This window comes from Caldanaerovirga acetigignens (assembly GCF_900142995.1).
GTDB lineage: Bacteria > Bacillota > Thermosediminibacteria > Thermosediminibacterales > Thermosediminibacteraceae > Fervidicola > Fervidicola acetigignens.
This window is the reverse complement of the sequence record NZ_FRCR01000009.1, coordinates 46,571-64,064: the sequence shown is the minus strand read 5'-3', so window position 1 is coordinate 64,064 and position 17,494 is coordinate 46,571. Positions and strand designations below refer to the sequence as shown.

General features: G+C 44.8%; 20 protein-coding genes. All 20 read left to right on the top strand.

The window, feature by feature from the left end; all coding sequences use genetic code 11:
* The first annotated feature begins 13 nt into the window (after positions 1 to 13).
* The 20 genes from BUB66_RS08135 (at position 14) to BUB66_RS08040 (ending at position 17,492) form a co-directional block, all read left to right on the top strand.
* On the top strand, positions 14 to 337 hold the full coding sequence (locus BUB66_RS08135; RefSeq protein ID WP_073257405.1) for a hypothetical protein: 324 nt from the start codon (positions 14 to 16) through the stop codon (positions 335 to 337).
* Complete coding sequence (locus tag BUB66_RS08130) at positions 324 to 2,231, top strand: V-type ATP synthase subunit I (protein WP_073257402.1); 1,908 nt, start codon at positions 324 to 326, stop codon at positions 2,229 to 2,231. Before BUB66_RS08135 ends, BUB66_RS08130 begins: the two co-directional genes overlap by 14 nt.
* An 87-nt stretch (positions 2,232 to 2,318) precedes the next feature.
* Positions 2,319 to 2,801 (top strand): V-type ATP synthase subunit K, encoded by a 483-nt coding sequence (locus BUB66_RS08125; RefSeq protein ID WP_073257399.1) that lies wholly within the window; start codon positions 2,319 to 2,321, stop codon positions 2,799 to 2,801.
* A gap of 13 nt (positions 2,802 to 2,814) precedes the next feature.
* The gene (locus BUB66_RS08120) at positions 2,815 to 3,417 is read left to right on the top strand and encodes a V-type ATP synthase subunit E (RefSeq protein WP_073257396.1); all 603 of its coding nucleotides are present in this window, start codon (positions 2,815 to 2,817) and stop codon (positions 3,415 to 3,417) included.
* A 7-nt stretch (positions 3,418 to 3,424) separates the two neighbouring features.
* Positions 3,425 to 4,429 carry a V-type ATP synthase subunit C gene (locus BUB66_RS08115; protein ID WP_073257393.1) on the top strand — a complete coding sequence of 335 codons (1,005 nt, stop codon included), beginning with the start codon at positions 3,425 to 3,427 and terminating at the stop codon, positions 4,427 to 4,429.
* Positions 4,422 to 4,751: a V-type ATP synthase subunit F gene (locus tag BUB66_RS08110; protein WP_073257390.1), complete on the top strand. Its 330-nt coding sequence runs from the start codon at positions 4,422 to 4,424 to the stop codon at positions 4,749 to 4,751. Before BUB66_RS08115 ends, BUB66_RS08110 begins: the two co-directional genes overlap by 8 nt.
* Positions 4,748 to 6,520 (top strand): ATP synthase subunit A, encoded by a 1,773-nt coding sequence (locus BUB66_RS08105; protein ID WP_073257387.1) that lies wholly within the window; start codon positions 4,748 to 4,750, stop codon positions 6,518 to 6,520. The genes BUB66_RS08110 and BUB66_RS08105 overlap by 4 nt, the downstream gene beginning before the upstream one ends.
* Positions 6,513 to 7,895, top strand: a complete 1,383-nt coding sequence (locus BUB66_RS08100) for a V-type ATP synthase subunit B (protein WP_073257384.1) — start codon at positions 6,513 to 6,515, stop codon at positions 7,893 to 7,895. The genes BUB66_RS08105 and BUB66_RS08100 overlap by 8 nt, the downstream gene beginning before the upstream one ends.
* 2 nt (positions 7,896 to 7,897) lie before the next feature.
* A complete protein-coding gene (locus BUB66_RS08095; RefSeq protein WP_073257381.1) occupies positions 7,898 to 8,524 on the top strand; it encodes a V-type ATP synthase subunit D in 627 nt (208 codons plus the stop codon).
* 225 nt (positions 8,525 to 8,749) lie between these two features.
* On the top strand, positions 8,750 to 9,487 hold the full coding sequence (locus BUB66_RS08090) for a YwmB family TATA-box binding protein (protein WP_244269804.1): 738 nt from the start codon (positions 8,750 to 8,752) through the stop codon (positions 9,485 to 9,487).
* Between the two features lie 17 nt (positions 9,488 to 9,504).
* Positions 9,505 to 10,755, top strand: a complete 1,251-nt coding sequence (gene murA, locus BUB66_RS08085; RefSeq protein ID WP_073257375.1) for a UDP-N-acetylglucosamine 1-carboxyvinyltransferase — start codon at positions 9,505 to 9,507, stop codon at positions 10,753 to 10,755.
* 83 nt (positions 10,756 to 10,838) lie between these two features.
* The gene (spoIID, locus tag BUB66_RS08080; RefSeq protein ID WP_073257511.1) at positions 10,839 to 11,834 is read left to right on the top strand and encodes a stage II sporulation protein D; all 996 of its coding nucleotides are present in this window, start codon (positions 10,839 to 10,841) and stop codon (positions 11,832 to 11,834) included.
* Positions 11,835 to 11,934: 100 nt separating this feature from the next.
* Positions 11,935 to 12,666: a M23 family metallopeptidase gene (locus BUB66_RS08075; protein WP_159431516.1), complete on the top strand. Its 732-nt coding sequence runs from the start codon at positions 11,935 to 11,937 to the stop codon at positions 12,664 to 12,666.
* 115 nt (positions 12,667 to 12,781) lie between these two features.
* Positions 12,782 to 13,033: a sporulation transcriptional regulator SpoIIID gene (gene spoIIID / locus BUB66_RS08070; protein ID WP_073257369.1), complete on the top strand. Its 252-nt coding sequence runs from the start codon at positions 12,782 to 12,784 to the stop codon at positions 13,031 to 13,033.
* A gap of 85 nt (positions 13,034 to 13,118) precedes the next feature.
* Complete coding sequence (gene mreB, locus BUB66_RS08065; protein ID WP_073257366.1) at positions 13,119 to 14,141, top strand: rod shape-determining protein; 1,023 nt, start codon at positions 13,119 to 13,121, stop codon at positions 14,139 to 14,141.
* A complete protein-coding gene (locus BUB66_RS08060) occupies positions 14,138 to 14,923 on the top strand; it encodes a flagellar hook-basal body protein (RefSeq protein WP_073257363.1) in 786 nt (261 codons plus the stop codon). The genes mreB and BUB66_RS08060 overlap by 4 nt, the downstream gene beginning before the upstream one ends.
* Before the next feature lie 92 nt (positions 14,924 to 15,015).
* Positions 15,016 to 15,822 (top strand): flagellar basal-body rod protein FlgG, encoded by an 807-nt coding sequence (gene flgG / locus BUB66_RS08055; RefSeq protein ID WP_073257360.1) that lies wholly within the window; start codon positions 15,016 to 15,018, stop codon positions 15,820 to 15,822.
* Between the two features lie 13 nt (positions 15,823 to 15,835).
* The gene (locus BUB66_RS08050) at positions 15,836 to 16,111 is read left to right on the top strand and encodes a rod-binding protein (RefSeq protein WP_073257358.1); all 276 of its coding nucleotides are present in this window, start codon (positions 15,836 to 15,838) and stop codon (positions 16,109 to 16,111) included.
* Positions 16,112 to 16,144: 33 nt separating this feature from the next.
* The gene (fabZ, locus tag BUB66_RS08045; RefSeq protein ID WP_073257355.1) at positions 16,145 to 16,567 is read left to right on the top strand and encodes a 3-hydroxyacyl-ACP dehydratase FabZ; all 423 of its coding nucleotides are present in this window, start codon (positions 16,145 to 16,147) and stop codon (positions 16,565 to 16,567) included.
* Between the two features lie 55 nt (positions 16,568 to 16,622).
* Positions 16,623 to 17,492 (top strand): hypothetical protein, encoded by an 870-nt coding sequence (locus tag BUB66_RS08040; RefSeq protein ID WP_073257352.1) that lies wholly within the window; start codon positions 16,623 to 16,625, stop codon positions 17,490 to 17,492.
* Positions 17,493 to 17,494: the final 2 nt, after the last annotated feature.

Genomic DNA, 17,494 nt, shown 5'->3' with positions numbered 1-17,494 from the left:
AGGTGATTTTAGCTTGAGAGAGGTCATAGACGATATAAGGGCGACCGAGAGCAGGGCAAAAGCTATAATAGAAGAAGCCGAGAAAGAAGCCAAGTCTATTATAGGTGCAGCAAATAGAAAAGCGGAAGAAGTAATTTTAAGTGCTCAAAAAAAGGGAGAAGAGGTCTTCAATAGCATAGTTGAAGATGCTAAAAAGGAAGCGGAAAGGAAAGCCCAGTCTTTAAAAGAGGAGTATGAAGAAAGGATAAAAGGATTGGTTGAAAGGTCAAAAGAACGAATTCCTCAAGCAGCCGACTTTATAGTAAAGAAGGTAGTGACTTTATATGGCGATAGTTAAAATGAAAAAAATGTTCCTTTTAGGTTTGAAGGATGATTTGGACAGCCTCCTTGACGCTTTGCAAAGGCTAGGAACAGTTGAGATAGCGGATGTAAAAGAACAAGAAGGAGGCAATTCAAAAATAACTGCCGAGCTTTCAGAACTGGAGACAAGGCTTTCAAGGTTGAAATTTGCCATAGAATTTCTAAAGCCTTATGCAAAGGAACAAAATCCGCTTATCTATGGAAGGCCTAAAGTCAGTCTGAAAAAACTTGGGGAAATTTTAAGCCGCAAGGCAGAAATTTTTAAAGTGGTAGATTCCATTTATGGGTTCGAGCAGAGGTTTTCGAGGCTAAAAACTGAAGAGGGAAGGATAGTAAACCAGATAGAATTAATAAAACCCTGGGGAGCCCTAGATATCCCGGTAGAGGACCTTGGTAGCACGGGAAAGGTTGATATAAAGGCTATCACTGTGCCAAAAAAGAATTTCAAAGAGTTTATGAATAAGGTGAAAGACAGTGACATGCCGCTGGAAGTAATTCCAATTGGCGAAAGCCGGGAGGAAAGCCTGGCCCTTGCTGTATATCATAGTTCCATTAGAACTGAGGTACAGGAGCTCTCCAAGGAATTTTCGGTAAATACCGAAGAATTCAGCGGATTTACTGGAACGCCTCAGGAGATTGTCTGGAAATTACAGGAGAGGTTTGAGGCCATAGAAGCCGAAAGGAAGAGTATAAAAGAGGAGATTACCAAACTCTCAGACAATCTGCTGGATCTCAAGGCGGTTTACGACTACTGGCTTTTAGAAAAGCAAAAGAAAGAAAGCCTGCAAAAGATGGCCGACACCGAAAAGATATTTGTAATGAAGGCATATGTTCCCGAAAATGCTGTAGAATCGGTAAAAAACGCAATCAATTCCGTTACAGATACGGTTCATCTTGATTTTGAAGACCCCGCAGAAGATGACGACATACCGGTTGCTTTATCAAACCCGCGATTGGTACAGCCTTTTGAAATAGTGACTGAGCTTTACAGCCTTCCAGATCCAAGGGAAATCGACCCCAATGTTTACATGGCGCCGTTTTATTTCGTGTTTTTTGGAATGATGGTAAGCGATGCAGCTTACGGATTGGTGCTATCGCTGCTTTCAGCCCTTGCATTGTGGAAACTCAAGTTAGCTGGGATGGGCAAAAAATTAGTTGAACTTCTCTTTTTATGCGGCATCTCTACTTTTATATGGGGAATTATTTTCGGAAGCTGGTTTGGAGATCTAATAAAAGTAAAACCTCTATGGCTTAATCCTTTAGATAACCCCATGGCGGTTTTATATTTGAGTTTTGCTATGGGCCTTATACAAATATATACTGGAATAGTTTTGAGTGCTTACAAAAACATAAGAAAAGGGAAATTTGCCGATGCTTTGATGGATCAAGGGCTTTGGCTGGTATTCCTGACGGGGCTCATAATGCTGGCTTTTCCAGGGACCGCAGGGGTGGCTAAATACGTTGCTTTAGTGGGAGCTATTGGTCTTGTGCTAACCCAGGGTAGAACGCAGCGGAGCATAATAAAAAAATTCACGTCGGGATTGCTCAGCCTTTACAACGTGACTAGTTACCTCAGCGATGTGCTCTCATATTCGCGACTTTTGGCTTTAGGTCTGGCGACAGGTGTGATAGCCACCGTTATAAATACCATGGCTAAAATGCTCGGAGTAAATATTATTGGATATATAGCAATGGTAGTAATAATGGCTGGGGGACATCTGTTTAATATCGCGGTGAACGCCCTTGGTGCTTACGTTCACAGCAGCCGTCTGCAGTATATTGAGTTTTTTGGAAAGTTTTACGATGGCGGTGGAAGGCCCTTTGATCCATTGAGGATGAAAACCGAATACCTTGATATAGAAGGCCATTAATGGAAAAAGATTAAAGAGAGATTAAGTAGGATTGCATTATAAAAATAATCATAAAAAATTAAACAATAATGAAGGAGGAATTTTAAGATGGATATCACTTTGGGACAAGTTCTAGCACTTTTAGGAGCTGCCATGGCAGTTTTTCTGCCAGGAATAGGTTCTGCAAGAGGAGTTGGAATGGTAGGCGAAGCAGCGGCCGGGGTCGTAACCGAAGATCCCAGCAAATTCAGCCAGACTCTAATACTTCAGGCCTTGCCAGGAACTCAGGGAATTTACGGACTCCTCACCGGTTTCGTAGTCATGCAGAGAATAGGTCTCCTCGGCGGCAATTTACTTCCCCTTACAACCTATCAGGGACTTCTTGTCTTTGCGGCATGCCTTCCGATTGCTGTAGTAGGATTGCTCTCGGCCATATCGCAGGCTAGGGCAGCGGCCGCAGGCGTAGGAATAGTAGCTAAAAGGCCGGAAGAACTCGCAAAAGGTATCACTTATTCGGCGATGGTAGAAACTTACGCGGTTCTTGCCTTGCTTGCTTCGATATTGATGCTCTTCGGTTTAAAGTTGTCGTAGGGAGTGCACCATAATGCAGGGCATTACTAAAATAAAAGAAAGGATACTGGAAGAAGCCGCTGAAGAGAAAAACCGGATAATTAAAGAGGCAGAAAAAAAGGCCTCCGAAATACTAGAAAAGGCAAGAGAAAAAGCAAAAGAAATAGAAATTAAGGCACGAGAAAGAGCACAAAAGATGGCCGCTGAAGAAAAACGGAAGATTCTCTCTATGGCGGAGTTGGAAGAAAAGAAGCGCTTTCTTGAAGCAAAGCAGGCATTGATAGATGAAGCCTTTGCACAAGCCGAGAAAAAGCTCAGCAGCCTGGATGAGCAAAGTTACCTTGACCTCATCCGGAGGATGCTTCTTTTGACTTCGGCTGATGGCAACGAAGAGGTTATAATTTCTGAAAACGATAGGGCTAAAATCACTCCTGAATTCCTTTCGGCGGTAAACGAAGCCTTGAAAAAACAAGGGAAATTGGGCAACTTGCGAATTTCCGAAGAAAAAAGGCCTATAAGAAGCGGATTTATATTAAAGTCGGAAACGGTGGAAATAAACTGCGCTTTCGAATATTTGCTCAAAGCCCAGCGGCAAGAGTTAGAAACCGAAGTGGCCCGACTACTTTTCGAGGAGTGATGCCATAATGCCGAGGGATGAAGAATTCCTCTATGCGTCAGGCAGGGTGAAAGTCTTGGAAAACAGGCTGCTGGGCAGGAGCGTTATCGAAAGGATACTTGAGGCGGAAAATATGGAAGCAGTGCTGAGGGTCCTGTCTGAGACCGATTACGCTCCCGAATTTGAAGAACTCGAGTCGGTATACGATTTTGAGAAAGCGCTCGAGAAAAGCATGAAAAAAACCCTTAATACTGTAAGAGAATCGCTGAAGGACCACAGGATAGTGAGGTTTTTCACACTGAAGTACGATTATCATAACCTCAAGGTTGTAGCAAAGAGCAGGATTTTGGGCGCGGATGTTCGTGAAAATCTTTCAAATTTAGGTGAAATAACCGTTGATGAACTCATAAAACTGGGAAAAGGCGAAGGTGACGCGAAAGTTCCGGAAACTATGAAAGCTGCTTACGGGGAAGCAATGAGGTTGTTTGAGGAAACCCAGGACCCCCAGCAGATAGATCTTTCCATGGATAGAGCCCTTTACAAAGAATTAATTGGGCTTACAAGGGAAATAGGACATGAGTTTCTGAAGGACTATCTGGTTGCTTTGGTGGACTTAATCAATATTAAGACGATGGTAAGATTAAAATATATGAAATCCGATTTGAAAGCTCTAGAAAAGTCGTTACTGCCCGGTGGGACCATTGGACAGGAATTTTTCGAAAAATATTTCAAAGAACCGGTACAGTCCATGGTGGATGCTCTTTCTTCCTCAAAGTATGCCAAAGTTGTCAAGGAAGGATTGGAAAACTGGATTTCCACGGGAAGTCCGGCTACTTACGAAAAACTGTCGGACGATTTCCTGCTGGGCATTCTAAAAAAAGGGATATATAAACCCTACGGCCTTGAAACGGTGGCAGGATATATAGGAGCAAAGGAGAACGAAATTAAGATACTCCGGGTACTGATGGTGGGGAAAATAAACGGAATATCGGGAGACGTAATTCGAGAAAGGTTGAGGGATGTCTATGTATAAAATTGGAGTAATTGCAGATCACGATACGGCTCTTTCTTTTAAGTCGACAGGCATTGATACTTTCCCCACCATCGATGAGTCGGAGGCTGCAGAAAAGCTGTTGAAGCTAGCACGGGAGAATTATGCTGTGATATTCATAACGGAGCACTTGGCAGAAAAAATCATGGACAAAATAGACCTTTTTAGGAACAAAACCTTGCCTATAATAACTCTGATTCCCAGCAACCGGGGTACTCTGGGAATCGGCATGACTGACGTGAAAAAATCTGTAGAAAAAGCTATTGGAGTGGATATCATTTTTGAAAGAGAGGGAAGGGAATGAGCCAGGGAATAATAACAAAAGTTTCCGGTCCCCTCGTGGTAGCTACGGGTCTTCCCGAGGCAAAGATGTTCGACGTTGTAAAAGTGGGAACGCAAGGCCTCGTCGGCGAAGTCATAGAAATCCGGGGAGATAAAGTTTCGATTCAGGTTTACGAAGAAACATCGGGATTGGGCCCCGGAGACCCGGTGGTATCCACAGGAGAACCCCTCAGCGTCGAACTGGGACCGGGAATGCTCGAAGGTATTTTCGATGGAATTCAAAGACCCCTTGACGTTATAGAGAAAAATGTCGGCAGCTTTATAACCAGGGGTATTGACGTGCCGGCTTTGAATCGTGAGAAAAAATGGAAATTTACGCCCAGAGTAAAGCCCGGAGACAGGGTTGCCGGCGGTGATATAATAGGCACGGTGCAGGAGACGGTGATAGTGGAACACCGTATAATGGTGCCCCCTGGTATTTTTGGAATTATAGAAGACATCAGAGAAGGGGAGTTTACGGTAACGGAGCCGGTAGCCGTAGTGAGGACCGAATCGGGAAAGGCGCTGGAGCTTACAATGATGCAAAAGTGGCCGGTAAGAAAGACCAGGCCCTATAAAGAAAAACTGCCGCCTGAAATTCCCATGTCGACGGGCCAGAGGGTTATCGATACGTTCTTTCCCGTTACAAAGGGTGGGACCGCCTGCATACCGGGACCCTTCGGCAGCGGAAAGACGGTGGTGCAGCACCAGTTGGCAAAATGGGCCGATGCAGAAATTGTAGTCTACATCGGCTGCGGCGAGCGAGGCAACGAGATGACCGACGTTCTTTTGGAGTTCCCGGAATTGAAAGATCCAAAGACCGGCGAGCCGCTAATGAAGCGCACCGTTTTAATTGCAAATACGTCCAACATGCCGGTTGCGGCCCGGGAAGCATCGATTTACACGGGAATAACTATTGCCGAATATTTCAGGGATATGGGATATAGCGTGGCTCTGATGGCAGATTCCACTTCACGCTGGGCGGAAGCTCTTCGCGAAATGTCGGGCAGGCTCGAAGAGATGCCGGGCGAAGAGGGTTATCCTGCATATCTATCAAGAAGACTTGCGGAATTTTACGAGAGGGCCGGAAGAGTTATCTGCCTTGGCAGCGACAACCGAGAAGGAGCTCTAACGGTAGTCGGAGCTGTATCGCCACCCGGCGGAGACCTTTCTGAACCTGTTACCCAGGCGACACTGCGCGTTGTAAAGGTGTTTTGGGCGTTAGATGCGCAACTTGCTTATGCGCGCCACTTCCCCGCTATCAACTGGCTGACGAGCTATTCCCTTTACTCTGATGTAGTAGAAGAATACATGAACAAAAAAGTAAGCAGCGATTGGGGACAGCTCCGTTCTGAGGCCATGAGGCTCTTGCAGGAAGAAGACAGCCTTCAGGAGATAGTGAGGCTCGTAGGTATAGATGCCCTTTCCACAGGAGACCGCCTAGTGCTGGAAGTGGCAAGATCCATAAGAGAAGACTTCCTGCATCAGAACGCTTTCCACGAAGTCGATACCTACTCTTCAAAGGAAAAGCAATACAGGATGCTGAAGTTGATACTTATGTTTTACCACGAAGCGCAAAAGGCGCTAGAAAAAGGTGCTTTCTTCTCCGATATAGAAAAACATCCGGTGCGCGAAAGGATAGCCCGAGCCAAGTATATAGAGGAATCCAACATGCACCTGTTCGACGAAATCGAAGATGAAATAAGGAAAGCAATGCAGGACCTCGTAGAAGGAGGTGCAGCCGATGCTTAAAGAGTATAAAACGGCAAAAGAGATCGTCGGGCCGCTGATGCTTGTAGAGAATGTGGAAGGAGTAAAATACAATGAGCTTGTAGAGATAGAAACCGGCAGCGGTGAGATTCGCCGGGGACAGGTGCTAGAAGTAAACGGCGATAAAGCTTTGGTCCAGCTTTTCGAGGGTTCGACTGGACTTAATATAAACGACTGCAAGGTCAGGTTTGTAGGGAAGAGCATAGAACTGGGCGTTTCTATAGATATGCTGGGCAGGGTATTCGACGGCTTTGGCCGCCCGCGGGATAAAGGCCCGATGATAATACCGGAAAAAAGGCTTGATATAAACGGTAGCCCCATAAACCCGGCTGCCCGCGACTATCCTTCAGAGTTCATACAGACGGGAATTTCGGCCATCGATGGTCTAAACACGCTGGTAAGGGGGCAGAAACTGCCGATTTTCTCGGGTTCTGGCCTTCCCCACGCCCAACTGGCGGCGCAGATAGCAAGGCAGGCAAAAGTTCTCGGGACTGAAAGCAAATTTGCGGTAGTTTTTGCAGCAATGGGCATCACCTTTGAGGAAGCTGACTACTTCATCTCGGATTTCAGGCGCACCGGAGCCATAGATAGGTCGGTTCTGTTCATTAATTTGGCCAATGACCCCGCTATAGAGCGTATAGCAACGCCCCGAATGGCATTGACCTGTGCGGAATTTCTGGCTTATGAAAAAGATATGCATGTACTTGTAATTCTGACTGACATGACCAATTACTGCGAGGCCTTAAGGGAAGTTTCGGCTGCAAGAAAGGAGGTTCCGGGGCGTAGGGGTTATCCCGGGTACCTTTACACGGACCTTTCTACAATATACGAAAGAGCTGGAAGGATAAAGGGAAAGAAGGGTTCTATAACGCAAATACCGATTCTGACGATGCCGGAAGACGACAAGACTCACCCGATACCGGACCTTACGGGATATATAACCGAGGGACAGATAATCTTGAGCCGCGAACTTCACAGAAAGGGCATTTATCCTCCCATTGACGTGCTCCCGTCCCTCTCGCGTCTCAAGGACAAAGGTATAGGGAAGGGCAAGACAAGAGAGGACCACGCAGATACAATGAACCAGCTCTTTGCTTCCTATGCCCGCGGCAAGCAGGCAAAAGAGCTGGCAGTAATACTGGGTGAGGCCGCCCTTTCCGATACGGATAAGCTATATGCGAAATTCGCGGACGAGTTTGAGAGAAGGTATGTGGCCCAGAGGGAAGATGAGGACAGGAGCATTGAGGAAACCCTGACGATAGGATGGGAACTCTTGACCATACTTCCGAAAGTTGAGCTCAAGAGGATTAGGGACGAATACATCGAGAAGTACTTACCCAAAAAAGGAGAAGAATAAAAATGGAAATAAGGGCTAATCCAAACCGGATGGAGCTTTCAAGGCTGAAAAAAAGGCTTGTGACGGCAAAGCGGGGCCACAAGCTCTTAAAAGATAAGCAGGATGAGCTCATAAAGAAATTTATAGATATGGTGAAGCAGAATAAGGCCTTGCGGGAGGAAGTAGAGCGCGAACTTATAGCAGCCTTCCAAAGTTTTACGATGGCTCGCAGCCAAATGCCTGCAAGCGTTGTGGAAGAAAGCCTGATGATTCCCACGGCTGAAGTCAGCATAGATATTAAAAAGAGCAATATAATGAGCGTAAATGTGCCCCGCATAGAGATATCCATGGAAGAAGGGAAAAATTTGTACCCTTATGGCTTTGCAGGAACTTCTGCCGAAATGGACTTTGCCATCCGGACTTTGTCGTCCATCCTTCCGAAAATGCTGAAACTTGCCGAATTCGAAAAAGCGTGCCAGTTAATGGCAGATGAAATCGAAAAGACAAGAAGAAGGGTGAATGCTCTAGAGTACGTGCTTATTCCTCAGCTTGAGAAAACAATAAAGTATATAACTATGAAACTGGACGAAAACGAGCGCTCCAGCCGCACGAGATTGATGAAGATAAAGGAAATGGTAATGCAGGGGTAATGGAATGATAGTCATAATTTGAACCGCCTCTACAAAAGGGGCGGGTTTTTTGCTTTTAGAAAAAAACGCAGAAAAGTTAAAAAGTGTGCGAAAAAGATTTGAAGAATATTATGGTATGGAAACGTCATGACCGAATACTTCAAAAGGAGATGGCATAAAAAATACAATTTATGGCAATAATCTAAAATGAACATCCTTATCAGGGAGGAGACATTTGTGAAATTTATGAAAATAGTTGCCATAACGGTATTTTTTATGCTAGCAAGCTCCTTTTCATCATACAGCATGTCAGAAGAAGACCTTTTAGTTAAAGCCTTGACAGCTAACAAAGTCCAGATTGAATCGTTCGATGTGGCGGACTGGTCTGTAATAAATAGGAATTTTATGGAGTTTTCAGACATGAAGAAAATCGCAGAAAACGTTTTTAGAATTTTCCAAACATCAGATGAGAAATTAACCATAAGCCAGGAACAGGATGATATGTACAGAGTGTTGATACTTGAAGGTTTGCTGCATGATGGAAACTACGTTAGGATAGTAGTCCAGAGCGTAAAATTGCCCGAGGAGTTTGAAAAGGAACCACAAACCTATCTAGCGGTCAGCGCGTCTGGCAGCAATGTGAGAAAACTAAAAGAAGTGAAGCAAAAAGTAGCTTTTGCAGTTACATCAAACGGAGGGCAATCAAGAATTACCACTTGCCTTGCCGGGGGTATTTATGGTAAACTTAAGCGGGTAGAACAAGATAAAATTGTAACGGGAATTCTTGAAGAGCTCAGGACAAAAGAAGTGGAGAAGATGGAAGACCTCGAAATGCAAAACTTTATAGGTTACAGCCCGTTTTTCCAGGAGAGCCTTGAGATAATGGGAAAAAGATACAACATAAATATAGCCGTAAGGTATAGTGATCAGGATCAAAAAACCTATGTCTGGTTGGGGGTACCGGTTCTTTCGATTGAATACTAGATTCGGGGGGAAAGAGATTGGCCAGTTTCATAATAGAAGGTGGTGTACGCCTAAAAGGCACTGTGAAAGTCAGCAGTGCTAAAAACGCAGTCCTGCCCGTAATGGCTGCAGCTCTCCTCGCAGATGGAGAATGTACGATAGAGGATGTCCCCGAACTTGAAGATGTAAGGGTCATGAAGGAGGTACTCATAGCCCTAGGGGCAGGATGTGAAAAAAAAGACAGAGCTTTGAAAATAAATTCATCTGATATAAATAAATTTGAGGCCCCTTATGAGCTTGTAAGGAAAATGAGAGCTTCTTTTTTGGTGATGGGGCCTCTTTTAGCGAGGTTCAAAAGGGCAAAAATATCTTTGCCCGGCGGGTGTGCTATAGGAAGTAGGCCAATTGACTTACATTTAAAAGGATTTGCAGCTCTTGGAGCAGATATAGAAATGGGACATGGGTATGTAGAAGCTAAATGCGAAAAACTCAAAGGAAACATCATTTATCTTGACTTTCCCAGCGTAGGTGCCACCGAAAACATCATAATGGCAGCCGCAATGGCTGAAGGCCAGACCATCATAGAAAATGCAGCAAAAGAACCGGAGATTGTGGACCTTGCAAACTTTTTAAATTCGATGGGAGCCCACATCAGAGGTGCTGGGACAGATGTCATAAAAATAGAAGGGGTCAAGAGTTTAAAGGGCATCTCGTATACTGTGATACCCGACCGAATAGAGGCAGGGACATATTTAATAGCCGGAGCCATCACAAACGGAGACGTGGTGGTAGAAAATGTTGTAACAGAACATTTAAAGCCTCTTATTGCAAAACTCATCGAAAGCGGTGCGGAACTTGAAGAAAGCGAGGATGGCGTAAGGGTTATAGGAAAGGGAAGGCCAGGTCCGGTGGATGTAAAGACCATGCCTTATCCGGGTTTCCCAACCGATATGCAAGCTCAGATGATGGCTTATCTTAGCCTATGTACTGGCACAAGCGTGATAACGGAGACCGTATTTGAGAACAGATTTATGCATGTTGAGGAACTGAAGCGAATGGGTGCGAAAATAAAGATCGAGGGCAGAAGCGCGATTATTGAAGGAGTGGAGCGGTTTACCGGAGCTCCGGTGAAGGCGACAGACCTGAGAGCGGGAGCAGCGCTCATACTGGCCGGCCTTGCGGCCGAAGGCAAGACGACAGTCTTAAACGCCCATCATGTAGATAGGGGCTATGAAAATATTGTCGAAAAGGTAAAGGGGTTGGGCGGGAAGATAGAAAGAGCCGATTGAGGCTCTTTTTTATTTAAATTCATCATATTCCCCAAGATAAGAAAATAAAATTTTTAAAAGGACAAATAGGGGCAGGGGATATGATGAAAAATATTGCGTATTGTATCATTTTTTTTATGTTTTTACTAGTTATTGTTTTACCTGCGGCTATAGTTAGGAGCTGCAGCAGCCGTTTGTATGAAGGGTTAGATGAAAAGGGCAAAATAGTAAAACCCCAGGAATTAACGGTGTCCCTTTACATAACTTCAAAAAACAGGATAGAAAAAATACCCTTGGAAGAATATGTAAAGGGAGTAGTGGCAGCAGAGATGCCGGCATCCTTTAAGATCGAGGCTTTAAAAGCCCAAGCGGTGGCAGCCAGAACTTATGTTTACAAAAGAATGAGGTCCAAAGGGGGGACGGGTTGCAGCCTGCAAAAAGAAGCGGATGTCTGTGACGATCCTACTCACTGTCAAGCTTGGATAAGTACCAGCCAGATGTTGAAAAAATGGGGGATATTTGCATTTTATCATTATTACAGCAAAATATCCCAGGCAGTGAATAGCACCTCCGGCATAATCATCTTTTATCAAGGAGAACCTATAGATCCCCTTTTTCATTCTACTAGTGGAGGGAAGACAGAAAACTCCGAAGATGTATGGGGCAATTTTGTCCCGTATCTAAGAAGTGTGATAAGTCCCGGAGAAGAGTCTTCGCCGAAATTTATCGCGATAAAACATCTACCGGTGAGTGAAGTTGTTTCGAAGATAAGGCAAAAATGGCCCGATATCTCTATTGATCCGCAAAGGCCCGAAAGTCAATGGGAAATAATCGAAAGGAGCGAGGGGGGACGTATAAAGAAGATGCGGATAGGGAACAGGATAGTAAGCGGAACCGAAATAAGGGAACTGTTCGAGCTTAATTCGACTAATTTCAAATGGGAAAGGAATAAAGACCAAATAAAGTTTACCACTATAGGTTACGGCCACGGTGTAGGCTTAAGCCAGTACGGAGCAAATGCCATGGCTGAAAGGGGAGCCAGCTTTGTAGATATTTTAAAGCATTATTACACTGGTATTGAAATTAAAAAAATAAATTAAATAAGACAGACGCATAATGGAGGAAAATTATGGTCATAATAAAAATGAGGTGATGTGAATGTTCCGCGGAGGGCGGGCAATAAAAAAGTTTTCCTCCTTTATGCAAAAGGTGAGAAAAAGAGTATCTATTAAAAAATTACTTTTGCTGGGCTTCCTGGCGGTTCTATTTACTGCAAACGGTGCGTTTTGGTACTTGAGGCTTTCAAATAGTCCGCCCTCGGAGCCCAAAAGTCATTCTGAACCGAAGGAGTGGGAAATCAGTTTAAACGAAGGAGCAATATCCGAAAACCAACCTGAAAAGTATGGCATTTCGCAGGAAAATGAAGTGCAGGAAGAGCCAAATGGAGAAACAAAAATTTTTGATGAGGATAGGCAAAGTGAGAAACATGAAGCGGTACAGGCATTATCTGAAAATCCCGCAACCATGATAATGCCTGTGGTTGGAAAGGTTATTACAAAACATTCTTCAGACGAGCTCGTTTACTCGAAGACCCTAGAGCAGTGGTGTGTTCACAAAGGGGTTGATATAGCGGCTGATATTGGGACGCAGGTTAAAGCTGCAATGGCGGGAACGGTTGTAGAAATAAGGAATTCCGATCCAAAGCTCGGTGTTGTGGTAGTTATTGACCATGGCAATGGCATAAGGACTCTGTACGGGAATCTAATGGCAGACAATCTTGTACATAAAGGGAAGAAGGTCAAAAAAGGTGAGGTAATAGGCGGGGTAGGGAAAACCGCACCCTTTGAGGTAGAAGATCCTCCACATCTTCACTTTGAAGTGCTGATTAAAAACGAAAGTGTCGATCCAAAAAACTTTCTCCCCAATCTTTGAAACCTAATATTTTCAAAAGGCGTGGCTTAAGGTTAAAAAGCCGCGCTTTTTTTCTTCTAAGGATACGAAGAAACACATATATATTTACTAAAAACAGCTCTGAGGGGGAATAAATGTGAAGGACTACATGAGAGAAAGGGTTCTTGAAATCGCATCTTACATAATTGAAACGAAGGCAACCGTCAGGCAGGCGGCAAAAGTTTTCGGCGTGAGCAAAAGTACTGTCCATAAAGATATGACGGAAAGGCTTCCTGAAATAAACCCGGAAAAGGCTCAACTTGTAAAAAAAGTATTGGAATTTAACAAGGCAGAAAGGCACATAAGAGGAGGCAGAGCAACCAGAAGGAAATACCTCAATGTTAATTAATGCCATAGAAAAAGAAGGAGTTTTTACATAAATGTAGAATCTATACATTGCCATCTAATTTTTGACAGGAGGTTACAAAATCTTCATGGATATAGGCATAGACCTTGGAACAGCATCTGTTTTGATTTATGTAAAGGGAAAGGGTATCGTCCTCAGAGAACCCTCTGTTGTTGCGTTGGACAAGAATACAGGCAAGGTCCTGGCAGTAGGTGAAAGGGCGCGGGACATGCTGGGAAGGACTCCGGGTAACATAGTGGCCATAAGACCTATGAAAGGAGGAGTAATAGCCGATTACACCATAACGGAAATAATGCTAAAATATTTCTTAAAGCAAATAGTGGAGCGCAAACTCTTCAGGCCAAGGGTAATGGTATGCGTGCCGGCAGTGATAACTGAAGTGGAAAAAAGAGCGATTATTGAGGCATGTGTCGCGGCTGGGGCAAGGCAAACATTTCTAATTGAAGAACCCGTTGCGGCTGCCATAGGAGCAGGGCTTGACATTTCGAAACCGGCAGGGAATATGGTCGTAGACATAGGAGGGGGTACCACGGACATAGCTGTGCTTTCGTTAGGGGGAATCGTCTGTGGCACATCGCTGAAAGTGGCAGGGGATACTTTTGACGAGGCTATAATCAAATATGTGAAAAAAGAGTTTAATCTGGCAATAGGAGAGCGAACGGCGGAAGAAATAAAAATTTCAATTGCAACTGTTTTTCCTGAAGAAGGTTTCGAGCAGTCTCTAGAAATCAGGGGTAGAAGTTTGGTGAGTGGATTGCCTAAGACGGTCACCATAACCTCCTCCCAGACCTGCGAAGCCCTTCAGGAGCCGGTAGAAAAGATAATAGAGGCTATATTCAGCGTCCTCGAAAAGACTCCACCGGAGCTTGCAGCAGACCTTACGGAAAGAGGGATGGTGCTGACGGGTGGCGGTTCTCTTTTAAGGGGTTTGGACAAGCTTATTGCCCAAAAGACCAACATACCCGTTTACGTGGCAGAAGATGCGATCTCGTGTGTTGCCTTGGGTGCCGGCAAAGCTCTTGAATGTCTGGATGTGCTGGGCCAAAAAAATATACAAAGGAAAATGACCGAAAGGAGGTGGCAGAGGTGATAAGGGGGCTCTACACTTGTGCTTCCGGGATGCTGTCGGAAATGGCGAGGACCGACGTTATATCAAATAATCTGGCTAACGTGGGCACTTTTGGTTTTAAGAAAGATAGAGCGGTTTTCAGGGCTTTTCCGGAAATTAACATTCACCGCTTTGACGATCCGGGGCCGGCGGGGACAGGGTTTGGAAGGGCCGCCGTTCCGTTTATCGGGGTCCTGGGCACTGGTGCGAGCGTTGATCAAATCTACGTGGATTTTACTCGAGGCGAATTGCAGACAACATCTAATCCTTTGGACTTGGCAATAAAGGATGAAGTGCCGGGCGAAAGGTCATTTTTCCAAGTACAGTCACCGAACGGGGAGATTTTTTACACTAGGGACGGCAGTTTTACCATCAATGAAGAAGGTTTTCTTGTTACCAAAGAAGGACATTACGTGATGGGTGAAGGCGGGCCGATTAATTTGGGCGGCGGAACCAAGATAGTCGTGAATACCGAAGGCGAAATTTATATGGACGGAAGGATAACAGACAGGCTGAGAGTGATTGCTTTTGCGCAAAATGCGCTTTTTCAAAAAATAGGGGACAACCTTTTCAGGGTGCAAGGCCAGCCCTCGGAATCTAACGCGCAAATCATCCAGGGAGCTCTGGAACGCTCTAACGTAAATGCGGTATCGGAAATGATAAATTTGATATCAGCGTTCAGGTCGTACGAAGCAAACCAGAGGATGATTATGGCACATGATGAAACCTTGGCAAAAGCCGTTTCGGAGATCGCGAGGATATAAAAAACAAGGGCCGGACTGCTCGGCAGGGGCCCTTTGCTGCTGAATGACAGAGGCAGCAAAACTTAAAAAAATAATTAAGGAGGGACTTCGGTATGATGCGGGCTTTGTGGAGTGCCGGGTCGGGTATGCTCGCCCAGCAGCTTAACGTGGATGTCATAGCAAACAACCTGGCCAACGTAAACACAACGGGTTTTAAAAAAAGCAGGATAGAGTTTAAGGACCTGCTTTACGAGACTTTAAGGAGGCCTGACATTTATGAACCGGGACAAGGAAATCCGGTGGGACTGCAGATAGGACACGGCGTGAGGCCTTCTTCCACTTCGAGGACCTTTACAACAGGCAACCTTCAGCAGACGGGAAACACCTTCGATTTGGCCATAGATGGGGATGGCTTTTTTATGGTTGAAAGACCCGACGGGAGCCGAGTTTTTACAAGAGACGGTTCTTTCAAGCTTTCAATGGATGGAAACGACAGGTATCTGGTGACATCGGAAGGATATTACGTTCTCAGCACCGATGAAGATTATATTTCCATACCCCAGGATGTGACGGACATCAGCATATCGGCAGGAGGTGTGATCACCGGAAAGGACGCAACGGGAGCTATCCAGGAAATAGGTACCATAGCCATCGCCAAGTTTTTGAATCCCGAAGGACTGCTGGGCATAGGAAACAACTTGTTTGAACAAACCGCAGCTTCGGGGGAGTACATTTTGAAACAGACGCCTGAAGAGCCAGGATTCGGGAATATACTCCAGGGCTTTCTAGAGCTTTCTAACGTTCAGGTTGTCGAGGAGATGGTAAATTTGATAGTGGCACAGAGGGCTTATGAAATAAACACCAAAGCCATTCAGGCCGCTGATGAGATGTTAGGAGAGGCGAATAACCTTAGAAGATAGGGGGCTTTGAAACTTGATTGAACCATTGAATTTTTACTCGCCTTCCGGAAGTGCCGAAGCTAGAAAGGTTGAACTCAAAAGGGCGTGCGAGCAATTCGAGGCCATTTTTTTGAAGTATCTTTTAAAAGAAATGCGAAAGACAGTTCCGAATGGTGGACTTTTTGGCAACAGCCTATCATACGATATTTTCCAGTCGTTGTATGACGATGCTTTGTCAGAAGAAATTTCAAAGAATAACGGGATGGGAATTGCGGAAGAATTATACAAACAGCTTTCAAAATACGCTTAAAAAAGCAAAAAATAAAATGCGGAGGTTTCTTTGATGTTCGGAATTGATGAGATCCAAAAGATAATACCGCACAGATACCCTTTCTTGCTGGTGGATAAAATAGTGGAGGTGGAACCCGGGAAAAGGGCAAAAGGTGTAAAGAACGTTACGGCTAACGAACCCTATTTCCAGGGTCATTTCCCGGGTAAACCCATAATGCCTGGGGTCCTCATTGTGGAAGCCCTGGCGCAGGTGGGCGCCGTAGCCATACTAAGCTTGGAGGAAAATAAGGGGAAGCTCGCACTTTTTGCCGGGATAGACGAAATGAGGTTCAAAAGGCAAGTGGTTCCGGGAGATATCCTAACGCTAGAAGTTGAAGTTATTAAACTAAAAGGTCCTGTAGGTAAGGGAAAGGCACGGGCTACGGTAAATGATGAGACGGCGGCTGAAGGTATTCTCATGTTTGCCTTAGTATAAATAAAAAGCCGAAAGCGGTGGAAAAATACTCTTAAGGTGAGGAGAGGTGATGTAAGTGATGCCTCCAAAAACCTTAAGAGTATTTTTAACGTACACGTGGAGAGTTTTACTGCTTTTTATCATACTGGCTTTAATTACAGGCTGCTCAAAAAGTTCAGCAAGGACTTCACCGGAAAGCTCCCGTCAACAAAAAAAAGGGATGTTTGCCCTTAAAAAGCTCGAGGAAGACGTAGAGAAGCTGGTAAAAGAATTCGAGAAAGATTATTTTGCATTAAAGGCTCCTCCTGCGGAAAGCACAGGTGTTCAAGGAGCTCATGGAGCGCAAAACGGCGGGGAAAATCAGAGCAAACAGGGACATCAACAAAGTAAGGAAGGGCAGCAGGGGGTAAGTCAACAGAAAAGATCGAGTCTTCAGCCCGACTGGGCAAAGTACGAAAAAATGGTATTTCTCATCCACGGCGAATGGAATGAATTTAGAGAACTGGCCATGCAGCAAGGGGCACAAATTGATATAATAACCGCCTTTAACGAAAAGCTAAATGAAGTTACAAAGATGCTGACAAAACAGGACCTTTACGGCGGCTTGCTGGCAGCCAATGACCTTTACTACAGGACCGTGGCTTTCGAAAGCCTTTTTGAATCGAGCCGTGCCGTGAGCGCCAAAAGAACCCTGTATTATCTGCGAGATGCGGCTTACAGGGCCTTAAGCGACCAAAACGAGGAAGCTTCAGCCTCCATGATGAAAGCCCAGGAGGAATGGAAGATGGGCAAACCCCGGCTGAAGGATAGTTTAACGGGAAATAAAGTAGAGTTTTCACTTAAAGAATTGAAAGAAGCCGTTGAAATAAAAGATCCCAATCTGATTAAAATGAAATGCCAAATTGCAGAAAAAAACATTAAAGAGGCTGAAAAAAAGTTCCACTAAAG

Coding starts and splice junctions, on each gene's coding strand:
- spoIID (WP_073257511.1), top strand. CDS start 10,839: ATGAAAAATATTGCGTATTGTATCATTTTTTTTATGTTTTTACTAGTT.
- BUB66_RS08105 (WP_073257387.1), top strand. CDS start 4,748: ATGAGCCAGGGAATAATAACAAAAGTTTCCGGTCCCCTCGTGGTAGCT.
- BUB66_RS08090 (WP_244269804.1), top strand. CDS start 8,750: ATGAAAATAGTTGCCATAACGGTATTTTTTATGCTAGCAAGCTCCTTT.
- BUB66_RS08130 (WP_073257402.1), top strand. CDS start 324: ATGGCGATAGTTAAAATGAAAAAAATGTTCCTTTTAGGTTTGAAGGAT.
- BUB66_RS08095 (WP_073257381.1), top strand. CDS start 7,898: ATGGAAATAAGGGCTAATCCAAACCGGATGGAGCTTTCAAGGCTGAAA.
- BUB66_RS08110 (WP_073257390.1), top strand. CDS start 4,422: ATGTATAAAATTGGAGTAATTGCAGATCACGATACGGCTCTTTCTTTT.
- BUB66_RS08075 (WP_159431516.1), top strand. CDS start 11,935: ATGCAAAAGGTGAGAAAAAGAGTATCTATTAAAAAATTACTTTTGCTG.
- BUB66_RS08125 (WP_073257399.1), top strand. CDS start 2,319: ATGGATATCACTTTGGGACAAGTTCTAGCACTTTTAGGAGCTGCCATG.
- BUB66_RS08115 (WP_073257393.1), top strand. CDS start 3,425: ATGCCGAGGGATGAAGAATTCCTCTATGCGTCAGGCAGGGTGAAAGTC.
- fabZ (WP_073257355.1), top strand. CDS start 16,145: ATGTTCGGAATTGATGAGATCCAAAAGATAATACCGCACAGATACCCT.
- BUB66_RS08120 (WP_073257396.1), top strand. CDS start 2,815: ATGCAGGGCATTACTAAAATAAAAGAAAGGATACTGGAAGAAGCCGCT.
- flgG (WP_073257360.1), top strand. CDS start 15,016: ATGATGCGGGCTTTGTGGAGTGCCGGGTCGGGTATGCTCGCCCAGCAG.
- BUB66_RS08100 (WP_073257384.1), top strand. CDS start 6,513: ATGCTTAAAGAGTATAAAACGGCAAAAGAGATCGTCGGGCCGCTGATG.
- mreB (WP_073257366.1), top strand. CDS start 13,119: ATGGATATAGGCATAGACCTTGGAACAGCATCTGTTTTGATTTATGTA.